This is a genomic window from Pelomonas sp. Root1444, assembly GCF_001426885.1.
GTDB lineage: Bacteria > Pseudomonadota > Gammaproteobacteria > Burkholderiales > Burkholderiaceae_C > Pelomonas.
This window is the reverse complement of the sequence record NZ_LMFP01000003.1, coordinates 1,384,781-1,401,339: the sequence shown is the minus strand read 5'-3', so window position 1 is coordinate 1,401,339 and position 16,559 is coordinate 1,384,781. Positions and strand designations below refer to the sequence as shown.

Here is a 16,559-nt window from a genome sequence, read left to right as displayed (position 1 = left end):
CTCCCCCAATCCGCCCCGCGCCCCGCCATGACCTCTCCCGCCCGTGCCCTGCTCAAGGAGCACAGCATGACGCTGGGCTACCTGCTGCTCTTCGTCGTGTTGTCCTTCAGCGTCGAGAACTTCTTCTCGTCGGCCAACATCGTGGGCCTGCTGTTGTCGGTCGCGCAGATCGGCATGGTCGCCTGCACGATGATGTTGTGCCTGGCCTCGCGTGACTTCGACCTGTCCGTCGGCTCCACGATCGCCTTCGCTGGCGTGCTGGGGGCGATGGTGCTGGAGCGCACCGGCAGCGTGGGCCTGGCCATCGGCGGCGGGCTGATGGCCGGCGCGCTGATCGGCGCGGGCAACGGCGTGCTGATCGCCTACCTGCGCGTCAACGCGCTGATCGCCACGCTGGCGACCATGCTGATGGTGCGCGGCCTGGCCTTCATCGCCTCGCAGGGCCAGGCGGTCGGCATCGCCGACGAGGGCTTCATCAGCTTCGGCGACACCGCCTTCTTCGGCCTGCCGCTGCCGATCTGGATGACAGCCTTCTGCTTCCTGATCTTCGGCGTGCTGCTCAACCACACGGTGTTCGGCCGCAACACGCTGGCCATTGGCGGCAACCCCGAGGCCGCGCGCCTGGCCGGCGTGCGCGTGGAGCGGCTGCGCGTGTGGATCTTCCTGCTGCAAGGCGTCGTCACCGCGCTGGCCGGCCTGATCCTGTCGGCCCGCATCACCAGCGGCCAGCCCAACGCGGCCACCGGCTTCGAGCTGGACGTCATCTCTGCCTGCGTGCTGGGCGGCGTGTCCCTGCAGGGCGGCAAGGCGCGCATCTTCGGCGTCGTCATCGGCGTGCTCATCATGGGCACGGTCGAGAACGTCATGAACCTGCTCAACGTCGACGCCTTCTACCAGTACCTCGTGCGCGGCCTGATCCTGCTGGCTGCTGTCCTGCTCGACCAGTTGAAGACCCGGGGCGAGCGCCGGAACTGAGCGATGACCATGCGCCTGCAGGGCAAGGTCGCGCTGGTGACCGGATCCACCCAGGGGATCGGCAAGGCCGTCGCCCGGCTGTTCATCGCCGAGGGCGCCAAGGTCATCCTGAACGGGCTGAATGCGGACGCTGACGGGCAGGCGCTGGTGGCCGAGCTGGGCGAGGCGAACGCGATGTTCATTGCCGCAGACATCGCCGACGAGGCGGCGGTGGCGGCGATGGCCGCCGCGGGCACTGAGCGCTTCGGCCGCATCGACGTGCTCGTCAACAACGCCGGCATGAACGTCTTCGCCGAGCCGCTCGCGATGACGCCGGCGCAGTGGCGGCGCTGCTTCGCGGTGGACCTCGAAGGCGCGCTGCACTGCAGCCGCGCCGTGCTGCCCGGCATGCTGGCCGGCGGTGGCGGCAGCATCGTCAACATCGCCTCGGTGCACGGCCATCGCATCGTTCCAGGCGCGTTTCCCTACCCGGTCGCCAAGCATGCGCTGATCGGCATGACCAAGGCGCTGGGCATCGAGTACGCCGCGCGCAACGTGCGTGTCAACTCGATCTCGCCCGGGCTCATCCTGTCCGAGCGCGTCGTCGAATGGCTGGCCAGCGTGCCGCCCGAGGAGGCGCAGCGCCAGATCGACCTGCTGCCCTGCAAGCGCATCGGCACGCCCGAGGAGGTGGCCTACACGGCGCTGTTCCTGGCCAGCGACGAGGCGCGCTTCATCAACGCCACCGACATCCTCATCGACGGCGGGCGCTCGCAGCTTTATCACGAATAGCATCGCCGCCGTCACCAGGCGCACCTGCCATCATTGCGGCATGTCGGATCCCCGCTCAGACCGTTTCGTCCGTTCCCATCTCAAGACCCGCCAGCTCGTGCTGTTGGTGGAGCTGGGGCGACACGGCTCCATCCTGCATGCGGCGCAGGGCGCCAACCTGACGCAGCCGGCGGCGTCCAAGCTGCTGGCCGACCTGGAGCATGCGCTGGGCGTGAAGCTCTTCGAGCGGCTGCCGCGCGGCGTCGCGCCGACCTGGTATGGCGAGGTCATGATCCGCCGCGCCGGCGCCGCGCTGGCCGAGCTGGACGCCGGCCACCAGGAGGTCATGGAGCTGCTGTCGGGCCTGTCCGGCCGCGTCGCCGTCGGCTCGGTGCTGACGCCGTCGACAACGCTGCTGCCGGCCGCCGTCGTTGCGCTGAAGGCCCGCCAGCCGCGCGTGCATGTCGCCATCACGGTGGACACCAGCCGGTTGATGACGCAGCAGCTGCAGAACGGCGACCTCGACCTCGTCATCGGCCGCGTGCTGGACAGCGAGTCCGCCGCGCAACTCAGCTTCGAGCCGTTGACCGACGAGCCGCACAGCCTCATCGTGCGCGCCGGCCACCCGCTGGCGGGCCGCAACGACCTCAGCCTGCCCGAGCTGGCCGCGCAGGCCTGGATCCTGCCGCCCAGCGGCAGCATCCTGCGCGACCGCCTCACGGCGCTGTTCCTGAGCGCCGGCCTCGACCAGCCGCAGCAGGCGGTGGAGACCCTGTCGCTGCCCGTCGTCACCAAGCTGCTGATGCAGTCCGACATGATCGTTGCGCTGCCCGAGGAGCTGGTGCAGCCTTATCTGGACGCCGGCCTGCTGACCGTGCTGGACATCGAGCTCGGCCTGCGCATGGACGCCTACGGCATCGTCACGCGACGCGGCCACCAGCTCTCGCCCGGTGCCGAGCTGATGCTCACCTGCCTGCGCGAAGAGGCGGCCCGGCGCGCCGACGCGGTGCCGAAGTAGCACGGCCTTGGTGCGGGGCAGGCGGGGCCGTTGATGCGGCACCACGCCAAGCGTCACAGAGTGAAACCGTGCCCATCCGTTGCAGGGATTGACAACAGAATGCGCCGCTCGCCAACGCGGCGCCTGTCAACCTAGCCCTGGGCTGTTTCACCGTGATGGACTTCGACCTTGATGCGTTTCTCGCTGCCACCGGCAACCGCCGGCAATGGATGCAGCGGGCTCTCCTGACCGGTGGCACGCTGGGCGTGGCCGGCTGCGGCGGTGGCAGCGGTGGGGCGGGTGCCGACGCCGTGGCCGCGGCCGATGGCGCGGCCACGGCGTCGGGCAGCGCCGCGAGCGCGGCGACCGTGGCGGCCCCCGCGACGGCCGACATGGCGGCCGTCGCAAGCACCAGCACTGCACGCACCTTCGTCCACCCCGGCCTGCTGCACACCGAGGCCGACTTCACGCGCATGCGCACCCAGCTCAACGCCGGCCGCGAGCCCTGGGTCGGCGGCTACCGGGCGCTGACCTCCAGCGGCCGCGCGCAGCTGGGCCGCGACCCACAGCCACTGGCCACCGTGGTGCGCGGTGGCGAGGGCGAGAACTTCCGCGCGATGGTCGAGGATGCCCAGCGCGCCTACCAGCTGGCGCTGCGCTGGAAGGTCTCCGGCGACAAGGCCTATGCCGATCAGGCGGTGCGTTATGTCAACGCCTGGGTCTCGACGATGACGACGTTGACCGGCAACAACGACCACTACCTCGCCGCCGGCATCTACGGCTACCAGTGGGCCAACGCGGCGGAGATCCTGCGCACCTACCCCGGCTGGAGCGCCAGCGATCTCGCCGCCTGCCAGCAGTGGCTGCTGAAGCATTTCTACCCGCTGACCAGCACCTTCCTGAAGACCCACGCCGGCTCCAACGTCACCAACCACTGGGCCAACTGGGACCTCGTGTGCCTGGTGGGCATGCTGTCGTTCGGCGTCTTCTGCGACCGCGCGGACGTCTACCAGGAGGCGCTCGACTACTTCGTCAGCAACGGCCGTGGCAACGGCGCGTCGCAGCACATGGTCTACGCCCGCCACCCCGGCCACATGGGCCAATGGCAGGAGAGCGGCCGCGACCAGGGCCATGCAACGCTGAGCCTGGGCATGGCGGGCTACCTGTGCGAGATGGCGTGGAACCAGGGCGACGACCTGTACGGCATGGATGACAACCGGCTGCTGGCCGGTGCCGAGTACGTCGCCAAGGCCCAGTTGCGCGACGCCGCGGGTGCGTTCTACACGCTGCCGTTCTATACCTACAGCAACCGGCAGGGCACGCGCACGGCCGTCTCCGACGGTGGGCGGCCCAACCTGCGCCCCTGCTGGGAGGCGATCTACAACCACTACGTGAAGCGCAAGGGCCTGGCAGCGCCGTCGGTGACGGCGCTGGCCGCGCAGCTGCGGCCCGAGGGCAACACCTGGCTCGGCGACGACCTCAGCTTCGGCACGCTGACCTATTCGCGCGATGCGGAGAAGTCCCGCGTGCCGCCCAGCGGGGTGCAGGCCATCGTGCGCGGCGGCGCGGCGCAGCTGTCGTGGTGGGGCAGCGCCGACGCGGCGGTGCATGCCGTCATGCGCGTCGCTGCGGGCTCCAGCGCCTACACCGAGCTGGCCCGCGTGCCGGCGGGCGAGCTGAACACATGGACCGACGCGTCGGCCACCGGCGGCCGCTGGCAGTACCAGATCCGCGCGTTGGACGGCGCCGGTGCGACGCTGTCGACATCCGCCACATCGACGGTCGACCTCGATGCACCGCTGCTGATCAACCTGCCGCTCGACGACGGCCAGGGCACCGGTGCGCGGGACACCAGCGGCCGCGGCCTGAACGCCGCGCTGAAGGGCGGCGCATCCTGGGGCGCCGGCCGCCAGGCCAACCGGCAGGCGCTGGTGCTCGACGGCAGCTCGGGTCACCTTGAAATGCCCGTGGGCCTGCTGGCGCGCACCGGCGACGTGACGCTGACCGCCTGGGTCTGGTGGAACGGCGTGACCCGCGGCAACGCGCGCGTGTTCGACTTCGGATCGACGGACATCACCTACCTCGCGCTGCTGGTCAGTCCCGACGCCATGCGTGTCAGCGTCACCAACACCAGCTATTTCGGCGAGCAGACGGTGTCGACCGGTGCGCTGCCGAAAGGCCGCTGGGTGCACTTGGCCGTCACGCTGCGCGACCGCACCTGCACGCTGTACGTGGACGGTCTGGCTGCGTCCTCGATCACGACGATGGACCTGGCGCCCTACCAGCTCGGCAACACGACGCACAACTGGCTGGGCCGCGCGCAGTACGGCGCGGACCCGTACTTCAACGGCCGGCTGCAGGACTTCCGCATCTATGGCGGCGCGCTGGACGCGGCCGCGGTGCAGGCGCTGGCCAGGGCCTGAGGCTTCAGCTGCGGCGCTGGCGTGTCACGTCCAGCGCGCTGTCCAGCGCGTTCATCAGCTGGCCCGCATCCAGCGGCTTGGTCAGGTAGCGGAAGAAACCGGCCGCCAGCCCCGAGGCGGCGGCGTCCGGCATCGCATTCGCCGTCAGCGCGATGACCGGGATGTCGGCCGTGCGCGGGTCCCGCTTCAAGAGGGCCTGCGCCTCGCGGCCGCTCATCAGCGGCATGTTGTTGTCCATCAGGATGACGTCGGGCCGCTCCGCCAGCGCGATGTTCACCCCCGTGCGGCCGTCGGCCGCCGACAGCAGGCGCAGGTCGGTGCGTGGCCGCAGCAGCTCCTCCACCAGCTTGCGGCTGGCGGGGTTGTCCTCCACGTAGAGCACCGTGGCGACCGGCGCCCCGCCGCGCGGCGTTGCCAGCTCGGTCAGCGCACCCCAGTCGGTCTCGGCGCGCGGCAGTACGGGCATCTCGCTGGCCTGCAGGTCGACCGTGAACACGCTGCCCTCTCCCGGGCTGCTGTGCACGCTGATCTGCCCGCCCATCAGCTCGACGAGCCGGCGCGTGACGACCAGGCCGATGCCGGTGCCCTGCTCGGGGCCGGCCTCCTGGCCCAGGCGGTTGAAGGGCTGGAACAGCGCCTGCACCTGCTCGGGCCGCAACCCGCGGCCGGTGTCCTGCACGGTGATGCGCAGCTGGTGCGGGCCGAGCGCATCGCAGCCCACATACACCGAGCCGTTCGGCCGGTTGTACTTGATCGCATTGCTGACAAGATTGAGCAGCACCTGCTTGAGCCGCATGCGGTCCGCCAGCGCGACCCAGCCGCCGCCGCTCGAGAACTGCGTGGCAATGCCGCGCTGCTGGGCCAGCGGCTCGATCATCTTGCGGCATTCGGCCAGCACCTCGTCCATCAGCACCGGCTCCAGCGACAGCTCGACATGGCCGCTCTCGATGCGGGCCAGGTTCAGGATTTCGTTGATCAGCGTCAGCAGGTGCTTGCCGGCGCCGACGATGTGGTCGACGAACTCGCGCCGGCGCTCGGGGTTGGCGTCGGTGACGTCGGTGCCCAGCAGCTGCCCGAAGCCGATGATGGCGTTCAGCGGCGTGCGCAACTCGTGGCTCATGCTGGACAGGAACTCCGATTTGGCGCGGTTGGCCTTCTCGGCGACGTCGGTTGCGTGCTTCAGCTCCTCGTTGGAGCATTCCAGCTGGGCGGTGCGCTCGCGCACGCGCGTCTCCAGCTCCTCGTTGAGCCGCAGCACCTCGTGCGAGCGGCGCTCGATCTCGCCCAGCATGCCGTTGAAGGACTCGGCCAGCACGCCGACTTCGTCATCGGTCACCTTGGGCGCGCGGCGCGAATAGTCCTGGCGCTGCATGACGTCGCGCGCCACGTCGCTCATGGCCAGGATGGGCTGCACCACGGCGCGCTGCAGGCGCAGCGACAACAGCATCGCGATGCCCAGTGCCACGACGGCGACGGCGGCGGAGATGCCGATGTAGGTCAGCACGCGGTCGTAGAGCGCGTACTCGGCGCGCAGCAGCACGCTGCCTATGGTTCGGCCATCCTGCTGGATCGCCTGCACGACGATCAGATCGCCGCCGGTGCGGCGCACGCCGGCGTCCTCGGCGTGCGCCGGCAGTGTGGCATCCACGCCCGCTCCGACATAGGACGCAAACCGCTCCCCGTCGGCGCTGTAGACGGCCGCCGCCTTGATCTTGGGCTGCAGGCGCAGCAGCGCGAGGTTCTCGCTGGCGACCTTGTGGTCGTCGAACTCCAGCGCGGGTGCCGTGGCGCGGCCGAGCAGCTCGGTCTGGGCCTTGAGGTCGGCCACCCATCCCTCGTGGTAGGCGCGCAGGTCGTAGGCCACCATCGCGCCCAGCGCCACGAGCAACGCCACCAGCGACGTCAGCATCGTGACGCCGAGCAGCCTGCGCTGGAGCGATAGCCTGAACATGCTATGTCCTCGCGCCTTCAACCCGGCGTGCCACGCCGAGCAGGCGCACGCTGATCTTGAGGCCGCTCTGCGCGAGCGTCGGTAACAGGATGTCGAAGCGCACCTTGTCCTCGACGACGACGAAGTTGATCATGCCGGTGGTGCCGCCGCGGTCGAACTCGGTGACGGTCAGCACCGGCCGCCCCTGCAAGGCCGCGAGCAGCTCGGCGGCGTGCGCGGACATCGCCTTCGACACGAACACCAGCTGCAGCCCGTCGGGGGAGTCACCGCGTGCCAGCTTCCGCACCTCGATCTGCCGGCCCGCCACCGAGGCCGCGGCGCCCGTGCGGCGGAATTCCTCCGCCACCGCGGCGCTCGCAAGCACGCCGATGCGGAACGGGTCGCCGGCCGCGCCCAGCGCCTGCGGCGGCCAGTCGATGTAGTTGCCGAACTTGCAGACAAAGGCCGCCTTGACCTGGTATTCGACGCCCGGGCCATCGTCGGCGGCCGCGCGCGCGCCGGCCGACGCGGCGCCCAGGGCCGCAAGCAGCAAGCGGCGACGGTCGAGCAGGGGAGCCGTCATCAGGGGAAGCGCAGCTTCAGCTGCAGCATCAGGTTGCGGCCGATGTGCTGGCGCGTCTCGACCTCGGTGAACTCGCCATGGCCGCGGTCCAGCAGGTTCTGCGCGGTCAGCGCAATCTCGGCGTCAGGGGTCAGCCGGGTGCCCAGCCGCAGGTCCAGCACCGTGTAGGCCGGCACGCCGGGTGTATCGAGGGCCGACGCGTGGCGCAGCATCAGGTCGAGCTCGGTCTCGCGCGGCAGGTTGAAGGCGGCGCGAAGCTGCCACAGCCGGCGCGGCATCGCGCCTTCGGCCACGGCGACCGAGTCCGCCGTGTCGCGGCTGCCGGGCTTGAGTGCCAGGCGCGGCTGCAGCAGCGTCAGGCCGCCATGCAGGCGCAGCCACGGCGTGGCCTGCAGGCTGGCCCAGCTCTCGATGCCGCTGACACGGCCGCGCATGCCGTTGCCGAAGTAGACCTGCGTGTTGCTGGGCGCCAGCTCCTGCGTGTGCAGGTGGTCGTAGCGGCCCTGGAAGGCGGTGGCCGACAGCGTGAGTGCCTCCAGCGGCTGGCCGCGGTAGCCCAGCTCCAGCACGTTGGCCGTTTCGGCGCGAAAGCCCGCGTCGCCATACAGGATGAAAGGCGGCTGGGCCGGGATGTAGATGTCGCGGTCCAGCCGCGACGGCGCGCGCACGGTGCGCGCGGCCGAGGCCCACCACAAGTGCCCGGGCGCCGGCTGCCAGGCCAGGCGCAGGTTGGGCAGCACCTCGTTGCCCGTGTAGTCGTTGCGTTCGAGGCGAGCGCCCAGCGTCAGGCGCAGCGACTCGGCGAGCTGGACCTCGTCCTGTGCGAACACGCTGGTCCAGCGCTGGCTCAGGCGCTCGGGCAGGAAGGCGAACTCCGGCGCGCTGTGGCCGACACGGTCCTGCGAGCGGCGGTGGTTGAGCCCCAGCACGACGGTGTGTGCGGGCGTGGGCCGCAGCTGGTATTGCACGTCCAGGTCGGCGATGGTCAGCGTCTCGTCGAAGGTGGGCGGCGTGACGCGCGTCGTGCGGTCCAGGTAGCCCTGCACGCTGAGCTCGCCGCCCCCAAGCGGCCGCTCCCAGCGTGCCAGCAGATTGGCGCCCGACAGGCGGATGGTGTCCAGCGCGAAATCGACACCGTCGATGTGGATGCTGCCTGGCAGCGGCTGGCCGTGGTTGCCGCGGTAGGCGTTGCCCAGCAGCGTGAAGCGTTCTTCGGCCCGGCCCCAGTCGGCGCGGAAGCCGCCCTGCACGAGGTGGCCGGCGTCGTCCACCGGCGTGCCGGCGGCGGTTTCGGAGTGGCGCTGGTCGGAGCGCTTGAGGTACAGGCGCAGGTCGCCACCGTCGGGGCCGTCGCCGAGCTTCAGGCCATGGCGCACCAACGCGCTGCGCTCGCGGTTGCCGGCCGCCGCGGACACCAGGCTGCCGCGGGTATTGGCGGCGCTGCGCGTGATGATGTTGATGACGCCGTTGACCGCGTTGACGCCCCACAGCGTGCTGCCGGGGCCGCTGGCCACCTCGATGCGCTCGACGTCTTCCAGGGCCACGTCCTGCGCGTCCCAGAACACGCCGGCGAACAGCGGCGTGTAGACGGACCGACCGTCGATCAGCACCAGCAGCTTGTTCGCCGAGCCGGCATTGAAGCCGCGCGCGCTGATGCCGTAGCCGCTGCCGTAGACCTGAGCCACGTGCAGGTTGGGCGCCAGGCGCAGCACCTCGGGCAGGCGCGTGAAGCCGCTGCGGCGGATGTCGTCGGCGGTGATGACGAACAGCGAGGACGGTACGTCGGCCAGGCGTTGCTCGCGCTTGGCGGCCGACGTGATGACCACGTGGCTCAGCTCCTCGAGGCTGAAATCGACAAAGTTGGGCCGCGCCACCGCGGGCGATACCGACAGTTGGACCGTCAGGGCCGCGGCTGCAAGGCGCCGAGACCGATACGGAGACAGACCCATGCACCCCTCCCACCACTGTGCGTGGTGTTGGGACGATAGCTCAGTGGTACGAGCGCAGCAACGCACCGTGCAACATAGCGTCAGATCGTGCACGGAAAGCGCTCGCGCGCGACCAGTGCAGCCGCCGCCGGAGCGGCGCCGTCCTACGCGGCGTCGCGCCGGCAACTCACAGGCCCGCTCCCCGCCCGGGGTCAAAGTGCTGACATGGACATCGAGCGGAGACGCACCATGGCTGCAACCGACTGCCCCCCGAGGCCCGGTATTGAGCCGTCGCAAGCGACCGACGTGCTGATTTGCGTCATCGGCACAGCCGAGGTGATGAACCGCCATGGCGACGCGCTGCACGCGCTGCACGGTGAAGAGGTCAGCCTGATGAACTGGTGCCTGGATGACGACTTCGGCGAACCGCCGCCGGCGGCAGACTGGGCTGACGGCCTGGTCGTGCTGAACTCCGACGTCTGGGCCGCACCCACCGGCTGCGCGCGCCTGCAGGCGCTGTTGAAGATGGCCTGGCGCTGCGGCCGCACCATCGCGCTCTGCGGTGACGCGGTGAACTCCTTGAGCACCCTCGGCTTCGCCACCGACGTGCCGGCCGAGGCCGAGGGCCTGTTCCTCTGCCCCGACGGCCCCTGTCGCGAGACGCTGGCCGAATTCCTCGACGCCGTCCACGAGCAGCCGCACCGGCGACGTTGACCCTGACTTCCTCGCTTGCCCGCGTTCAGCGCGGCAAGACTGGACGACGGCTCAACTTTTTCGCGGCGTGAGGCTGCAATCCACCGGCGGCAGGTCTTCGCCCGGGTCGATGAAGGCGAGCAGCGCTGCTGGCGGAGACAGCGAGCCCAGCGCCAGCGCCGCGATGGCGCGGCCACCCAGGCGCTTGCCTTCCAGCGCCACGCGCGGTTCGGCCAGCGTGCCTTGCAGGCGCAACGGCGCGCGCAGCGTCAGCGGCGAGAAGTCCTTGGGATGGGCGACCAGGCGCAGGTCCAGCGTTTCGTCCTTCAGGCTGATGCGGCCGTCCAGGTCGATGCGGCTGTCGCGGTTGTCCATCAGCGCGGTGCGGGGTCGCAGCGTGCCGGCATTGAAGCGGCCGTCCAGGCTGGCGCAGTTCAGCGCCAGCTTCTGGTCGCCGCGCAACAGCAGGCCCAGGCCCTGGGCGATATCCAACCCCATGGCCTCGGTCAGCAGGTGGGAGACGCTGCCGTTCTCCAAGCGCAGCTGCACCGGCCCGCTCAGGCTGCCCAGCAGTTCGGCGATGCTGCGGCCGCGGCCTTGCACGTCGAGCTGCGCCTTGAGCCGCCCCGTCACCGGGTCGCTGGCCAGGGGCTTGGTGTCGAACTTCAGCCAGCGCTCGATGGCCATGCCGTGCGCATCCAGCCGTGCCTGCCACAGGGGCGGCGCATCGCGCGGGTCCAGCCGGGCCGAGCCGGTGACCTCGCCGCCGGCCACGCCGGCGTTGAGGTGGTTGAGCGTCAGCACGCCGCCCTCCAGCACCAGGCTGGCGTTCACCGGTGCGAGCGGTTCGAGCTTGGCGGTGCCCAGGTCAAGCTGGTTCAACGCCACGGCGACACGGGCGTCCATCGCGCGCAGTGACGGCAGGTCCAGCGGCCGGTCGGGCAGCACGCGGCCGGGGCGGCTGGGCGGCGCATCGGCGCCGACGGCGGGGCCCAGGTCCGCCAGCCGCAGCGGACCGCCGCGCAGCAGGCCGCTGAGCATCGGGCGCTCGGCCCGCGTGTCGAAGATGAAGTCGCCGCCGAGCCGGCTCTGGCCGATGCGCGCGCGCACGCCACCCAGCTGCCAGACGCCTGAGGCGTGTTGCAACCGGCCGGCGAGGTCGAAGGCCGGCGTCGTCGGCAGCGTCACACCGAAAGGCCGGCCGACGGCAGCCAGCGAGCTGCCCCGCACCTGCAACTGGCCGTCCAGCGCGCGGGCGTCCAGCAGCGAGGCGGCCGCGCCGGCGAAGGCCAGCCGCTCGCGGCCCTGCGTCAACTCCAGGCGCAATTGGACCGGCGGCGCGCCGGCCTCGGGCGGTGACACCAGCGCCAGGCCGGCGCTGGCCTCCGCGTTCAGCGCCAGCTGCTGGCCGCGCAGCTTGCCCTTCATGTCGGCCTTCCAATGGCCGTCCGGCTCGGTGGCGAAGCGCGCGTCGGCCAGCAGCTGCAGCGGCGCATCGTCGAGCTTTGCAGTGCCGTTGTGCACGATGAGCTGGTCGATCTGCGGCATTGGCGTCGGCTTGTCGCGAGCGCCGTCCGGCTGCAGCGGCCAGGCGGTGCGGCCCGCCTCGTCGCGCTGCCAGTTCAGCGACAAGCCTTCCGCCTGCACCAGCCGCAGCCGCAGCGGCGCGCCGCGCCGCCAGTCCCAGATGTCGCCCCAGCGCCAGGCCAGCACGACGTCATGCGCATCGGCCAACGGCTCGCCTTTCAGGCCTGTCACGCGCAGCCGCGGCGCCTCCAGGCGCGGCTTCCACAGCAGGTGCAGGCGCGTCGCCGCGTCCACCGACAGCCCGTGGCCCGCGCGCTCCGCCAGCTGCGGCGCGAGGCCCGGCCAGCCGGCCGCGTCCAGCGCGACGAGTGCAGCGACCGCGACCGCGGTCACCCCACCGGCAATGAGCAGGCCCCTCTTCTTGTTCATGCCGCCATGCTGGGCAGCGGGCCCGGCAGCGGGCGTGGGACGGTGGCGCCGGTGCCTGTAGGACATGACCGGGCCGCGGCGCCTGTCGGCATGGTCCGACACATCGTTGGCGCATGGGCTGGTCTTCAACGGCGTGCGTGGCGCCCAAAGTGTTGGCACCGGCCCTCGAGGCCTCAACCCCCGAAAGGACGCCCGATGACACCGACCACCACCCGAATCCCCTTGCTGGCCACGCTTGCAGTGGCCGCTGCCCTGACGGCTTGCAGCCGCAACAACGATGAAGACCTGACGGCCGGCCAGCGCCTGGACGGCGCGGTCGCCGATGCCAAGCGCGAGGCCAACGAGACCAAGCGCGATGCGCAACAGGCGATGAACGATGCGGAGATGAAGAGCTCCCGCGCGGCCGACCGCACGGCCGAGGTCACGACCGACATGGCCATCACCGCCAAGGTCAACGCCGCCCTTGCCGTGGACGACAAGCTCAAGGCCACGCAGATCAACGTCGATACGCGCGAAGGCCAGGTCACGCTGACCGGCCAGGCGCCGGACCCGCAATCGCGCGAACGCGCCGCGACGCTGGCTTCTGCCGTGGATGGCGTGAAGCAGGTCAACAACCAGCTGGTCGTCAGCCGCAACAGCTGATCGGGCCGCTGCTCGACAAGGGGCGCCCCGGGGGCGCCCTTTTTGATAGCACCTCTCATGGTGAGCCCCAGGGGCGCTGCGGGGGTTCGCCGATACGATGGGCGACCCTCCACCCCGCGTCGCCATGGACCTCACGATTGCCGCCATCCTCGGCCTCGACGGCCTGACCAACGGGGCCATCTACGCCCTCGTCGCGCTGGCCCTGGTCCTCGTCTTTTCGGTCACCCGCATCATCTTCATCCCGCAGGGCGAGTTCGTCGCCTTCGGCGCGTTGACGCTGGCCGCCATGCAGATGGGCAAGGTGCCGGGCACGGTGTGGCTGCTGCTGCTGATGGCCGTGGCCGTCGCCGTGCTGGACCTGGCGCAGGGCCTGCGTGAGCGCTGGCCGGCGGCACGCCTCGCTGCCAGCCTGGCGCGCACGCTGAGCTTCCCCTTCATCATCGCTCTCGTGGCGCCGCAGTTCGTGCAGCGGCAGCACGCGTTGATCGTGCAGGTGCTCGTCACGCTGGCCATCGTCACCTGCATGGGCCCGCTGCTGTACCGCCTGGCCTACCGGGCGCTGTCCGGCGCCAGCGTGCTGACGCTGCTCATCGTCTCGGTCGGCGTGCACTTCGCGCTGACCGGCGTGGGCCTCGTGTTCTTCGGCGCCGAGGGCTACCGGACGCCGGCCTTCTGGGAGGCGCGCTTCGACGTCGGCCCGCTGAGCTTCACGGGCCAGACGCTGATCATCTTCGGGGCCTCGCTGGTGCTGCTGCTGGCGATGTTCCTGTTCTTCGAGCGCACGCTGACGGGCAAGGCGCTGCGCGCCACGTCGGTCAACCGCACCGGTGCGCGGCTGATGGGCATCTCGGGCGATGCGGCCGGCAGCATGAGTTTCACGATGGCTGCCTTCATCGGCGCGCTGTCCGGGCTGCTCATTTCGCCATCGACGACCATCTATTACGACACCGGCTTCCTGATCGGCCTCAAGGGCTTCGTCGCCGCGGTGTTCGCCGGCCTGGCCAGCTTCCCGATGGCGCTGGCCGGCGCGGTCGGCGTGGGGCTGATCGAGAGCTTCGGCTCCTTCTGGGCCAGCGCGTTCAAGGAGGTCATCGTGTTCACGGTGATTCTGCCCATCCTCCTGTGGCGGTCCTTCGTGGACCCGCACCACGAGGAGCACTGAGCATGAACCGCACCCACCTGGCGATCGCCGCCGCGGTCGCGCTGCTTGTGCTGCCCTTCGCGCCGGTGCCCGACTTCTGGATCACCCAGCTCAACTACATCGGGCTCTTCTCGCTCGTCGTGCTGGGGCTGGTGCTGCTGACCGGCGTCGGTGGGCTCACGTCCTTCGGCCAGGCGGCCTTCGCCGGCATCGGCGCCTATGCGACGGCCTATGTGTCGACGACGCTGGCGCTGTCGCCCTGGCTGGGGCTGGTGGTCGGCCTGGCCCTCACGCTGGTGCTGGCGCTGGCGATCGGTGCGATGACGCTGCGCATGTCGGGCCACTACCTGCCGCTGGCCACCATCTGCTGGTGCCTGGCGCTGTACTACCTCGTCGGCAACCTGGAGGCGCTGGGCAAGTACGACGGCCTGCTGGGCCTGCCGGCGCTGCAGATCGGGGACTTCAGCTTCCAGAGCGAGCGCCGCATCTACCTGCTGATCTGGCTGGCGGCGCTGTTGGCCGCGGTCGCCATCACCCGGCTGCTGGACTCGCGGCCCGGCCGCATCATGCGGGCGATGAACGCGCACCGCGGTGGCGGGGCGACCATGCCCGAGGCGATGGGCGCGTCCACCTTCCGCTACAAGCTGGTGATGTTCGTCATCGCGGCACTGCTGGCCTCGCTGTCGGGCTGGCTCTACGCCCACATGCAGCGCAGCGTGAACCCGTCGCCCTTCGGCATCAAGTTCGGCATCGAGTACCTGTTCATGGCCGTGCTGGGCGGCATCGCCACAGTGGGCGGCGCCTTCACCGGCGCGGCGCTGGTCAAGCTGGCCGAGGACCAGCTGAAGGTCTGGCTGCCGATGATCTTCGGCGGTTCGGGCAACTACGAAATCATCGTCTTCGGCGTCGTGCTGGTGCTGGTGCTGCGCTTTGCGCCGGACGGCCTGTGGCCCTTGATTGCCCGCTGGCTGCCGGCCCCGCGCCAGCGGGCGGTGGATGAGAACGTGCCGCCCCTGAGCTCGCGCAGGCATCCGCAAGCCGGCGCCGCACTGCTGGACGTGCGCGCCATCCGCAAGCAGTTCGGCGGCCTCGTCGCCGTCAACGACATCAGCTTCAAGATCAGCGCCGGTGACATCGTCGGCCTGATCGGCCCCAACGGCGCCGGCAAGAGCACCACCTTCAACCTGATCTCCGGCGTGCTGCCGCTGACCGGCGGCGAGGTGGAGTTGCTGGGCCTGCGTGTCGACGGCCACAGCAGCCGCGAGATCGCACGCGCCGGCCTGTCGCGCACCTTCCAGCATGTCAAGCTGGTGCCCGATATGACGGTGCTGGAGAACGTCGCGTTAGGCACCTACCTGCGCACGCGTACCGGCACCGTCCGCGCGATGCTCGGCCTGAATGCGGCCGAGGAAGCCCAGGCCCGCGCCGAAGCGCTGCGCCAGTTGCGCCGCATCGGCCTGGCCGAGCAGGCGCACGAGCTGGCCGGCAATCTCGCGCTGGGCCCGCAGCGCCTGGTGGAGATCGCCCGCGCGCTGGCCAGCGACCCGTCGCTGCTGCTGCTGGACGAACCCGCCGCCGGCTTGCGCCACAAGGAGAAGGAGGCCTTGGCCGAGGTGCTGAGGCAGCTCAAGGCCGAAGGCCTGTCGCTGCTGCTGGTCGAGCACGACATGGACTTCGTCATGAAGCTCACCGACCGCATCGTCGTCATGGAGTTCGGCCGCTGGCTGATGGAAGGCACGCCCGCCGAGGTGCAGGCCAGCCCGGCGGTGCGTGCGGCTTACCTGGGAGCGGATGAATGAACGCGCTCCTGGAAGTGGTCGACCTGCACGCCGGCTACGGCCGCGCCGAAGTGCTGCATGGGCTGAGCTTCACGGCCGAGGAGAAGAGCGTCGTCACCGTCATCGGTCCCAACGGCGCCGGCAAGTCCACGCTGCTGGGCGCATTGATGGGACTGATCCCGTCGCGCAGCAGCGTCCTGCGTTTCGCGGGCGAGGACATCGCCGAGCTGACGCTGGAAGAGCGCGTCATGGCCGGCCTCGCGCTCGTTCCGGAGAAGCGCGAGCTGTTCGGCACGATGACGGTGGAAGACAACCTGCTGCTCGGCGGCTGGCGGCCCAAGAAGCTGGGCGACAAGCGTTGGCGCGACGGACTGGAGAGCGTCTACACGCGCTTCCCGCGGCTGAAGGAGCGCCGCGCGCAACAAGCCGGCACGCTGTCCGGCGGCGAACGCCAGATGCTGGCACTCGGCCGCGCGCTGATGGGCCAGCCCAAGCTCTTGATGCTCGATGAGCCCAGCCTGGGCCTGGCACCACTGATCGTGCGCGAAATTTTTTCCATCGTCGATGACCTGCGCGCCAGCGGTGTCAGCATCCTGCTCGTCGAACAGAACGCCCGCGCCGCGCTGCGCGTGGCGGACCATGGGCATGTGCTGGAGACGGGCGAGTTTGGATTGACCGGGCCGGCGGATCAACTGGCGGCGGATCCGCGGGTCATTGAGACGTATCTTGGGGCGGGACATCAAGGCTAGCGCGTGATTGAACG

The 16,559-nt window shown here is 70.4% G+C and carries 13 protein-coding genes; 9 read left to right on the top strand and 4 right to left on the bottom strand.

Annotated elements, in window-relative coordinates:
• Positions 1–27: 27 nt before the first annotated feature.
• The 4 genes from araH (at position 28) to ASD35_RS09090 (ending at position 5,145) form a co-directional block, all read left to right on the top strand.
• The gene (araH, locus tag ASD35_RS09105) at positions 28–975 is read left to right on the top strand and encodes an L-arabinose ABC transporter permease AraH (RefSeq protein ID WP_235538277.1); all 948 of its coding nucleotides are present in this window, start codon (positions 28–30) and stop codon (positions 973–975) included.
• 3 nt (positions 976–978) lie between these two features.
• On the top strand, positions 979–1,746 hold the full coding sequence (locus tag ASD35_RS09100; protein WP_056874523.1) for an SDR family oxidoreductase: 768 nt from the start codon (positions 979–981) through the stop codon (positions 1,744–1,746).
• Positions 1,747–1,786: 40 nt separating this feature from the next.
• Positions 1,787–2,743 (top strand): LysR family transcriptional regulator, encoded by a 957-nt coding sequence (locus ASD35_RS09095; RefSeq protein ID WP_056874522.1) that lies wholly within the window; start codon positions 1,787–1,789, stop codon positions 2,741–2,743.
• 155 nt (positions 2,744–2,898) lie between these two features.
• Entirely contained in the window at positions 2,899–5,145 is a 2,247-nt protein-coding gene (locus ASD35_RS09090) for a LamG-like jellyroll fold domain-containing protein (RefSeq protein WP_056874521.1), read from the top strand.
• A gap of 4 nt (positions 5,146–5,149) precedes the next feature.
• Here the strand turns inward: ASD35_RS09090 and ASD35_RS09085 are convergent, their stop codons facing one another.
• Genes ASD35_RS09085 through ASD35_RS09075 form a run of 3 tightly spaced genes read right to left on the bottom strand, consistent with a single transcriptional unit; the run spans position 5,150 to position 9,532 of the window.
• Entirely contained in the window at positions 5,150–7,096 is a 1,947-nt protein-coding gene (locus ASD35_RS09085; RefSeq protein ID WP_056874520.1) for an ATP-binding protein, read from the bottom strand.
• Between the two features lies 1 nt (position 7,097).
• Entirely contained in the window at positions 7,098–7,658 is a 561-nt protein-coding gene (locus tag ASD35_RS09080) for a YfiR family protein (RefSeq protein WP_056874519.1), read from the bottom strand.
• Positions 7,658–9,532: a TonB-dependent siderophore receptor gene (locus ASD35_RS09075; RefSeq protein ID WP_056874518.1), complete on the bottom strand. Its 1,875-nt coding sequence runs from the start codon at positions 9,530–9,532 to the stop codon at positions 7,658–7,660. Before ASD35_RS09075 ends, ASD35_RS09080 begins: the two co-directional genes overlap by 1 nt.
• 303 nt (positions 9,533–9,835) lie before the next feature.
• Between ASD35_RS09075 and ASD35_RS09070 the strand changes: the two genes are divergently transcribed.
• Positions 9,836–10,300, top strand: a complete 465-nt coding sequence (locus ASD35_RS09070; protein ID WP_162254438.1) for a hypothetical protein — start codon at positions 9,836–9,838, stop codon at positions 10,298–10,300.
• A 51-nt stretch (positions 10,301–10,351) separates the two neighbouring features.
• Here the strand turns inward: ASD35_RS09070 and ASD35_RS09065 are convergent, their stop codons facing one another.
• Positions 10,352–12,235: an AsmA family protein gene (locus tag ASD35_RS09065; RefSeq protein WP_056874516.1), complete on the bottom strand. Its 1,884-nt coding sequence runs from the start codon at positions 12,233–12,235 to the stop codon at positions 10,352–10,354.
• A gap of 195 nt (positions 12,236–12,430) precedes the next feature.
• Here ASD35_RS09065 and ASD35_RS27550 point away from each other — a divergent pair, with 195 nt between their 5' ends.
• The 4 genes from ASD35_RS27550 to ASD35_RS09045 all read left to right on the top strand — a co-directional run bounded on the left by ASD35_RS27550 (position 12,431) and on the right by ASD35_RS09045 (position 16,545).
• Positions 12,431–12,877: a BON domain-containing protein gene (locus tag ASD35_RS27550; protein ID WP_162254437.1), complete on the top strand. Its 447-nt coding sequence runs from the start codon at positions 12,431–12,433 to the stop codon at positions 12,875–12,877.
• 124 nt (positions 12,878–13,001) lie between these two features.
• Positions 13,002–14,039: a branched-chain amino acid ABC transporter permease gene (locus ASD35_RS09055; RefSeq protein WP_056874514.1), complete on the top strand. Its 1,038-nt coding sequence runs from the start codon at positions 13,002–13,004 to the stop codon at positions 14,037–14,039.
• A 2-nt stretch (positions 14,040–14,041) separates the two neighbouring features.
• Positions 14,042–15,817 carry an ATP-binding cassette domain-containing protein gene (locus tag ASD35_RS09050; RefSeq protein ID WP_056874513.1) on the top strand — a complete coding sequence of 592 codons (1,776 nt, stop codon included), beginning with the start codon at positions 14,042–14,044 and terminating at the stop codon, positions 15,815–15,817.
• Positions 15,814–16,545: an ABC transporter ATP-binding protein gene (locus tag ASD35_RS09045; protein ID WP_056874512.1), complete on the top strand. Its 732-nt coding sequence runs from the start codon at positions 15,814–15,816 to the stop codon at positions 16,543–16,545. Before ASD35_RS09050 ends, ASD35_RS09045 begins: the two co-directional genes overlap by 4 nt.
• Positions 16,546–16,559: the final 14 nt, after the last annotated feature.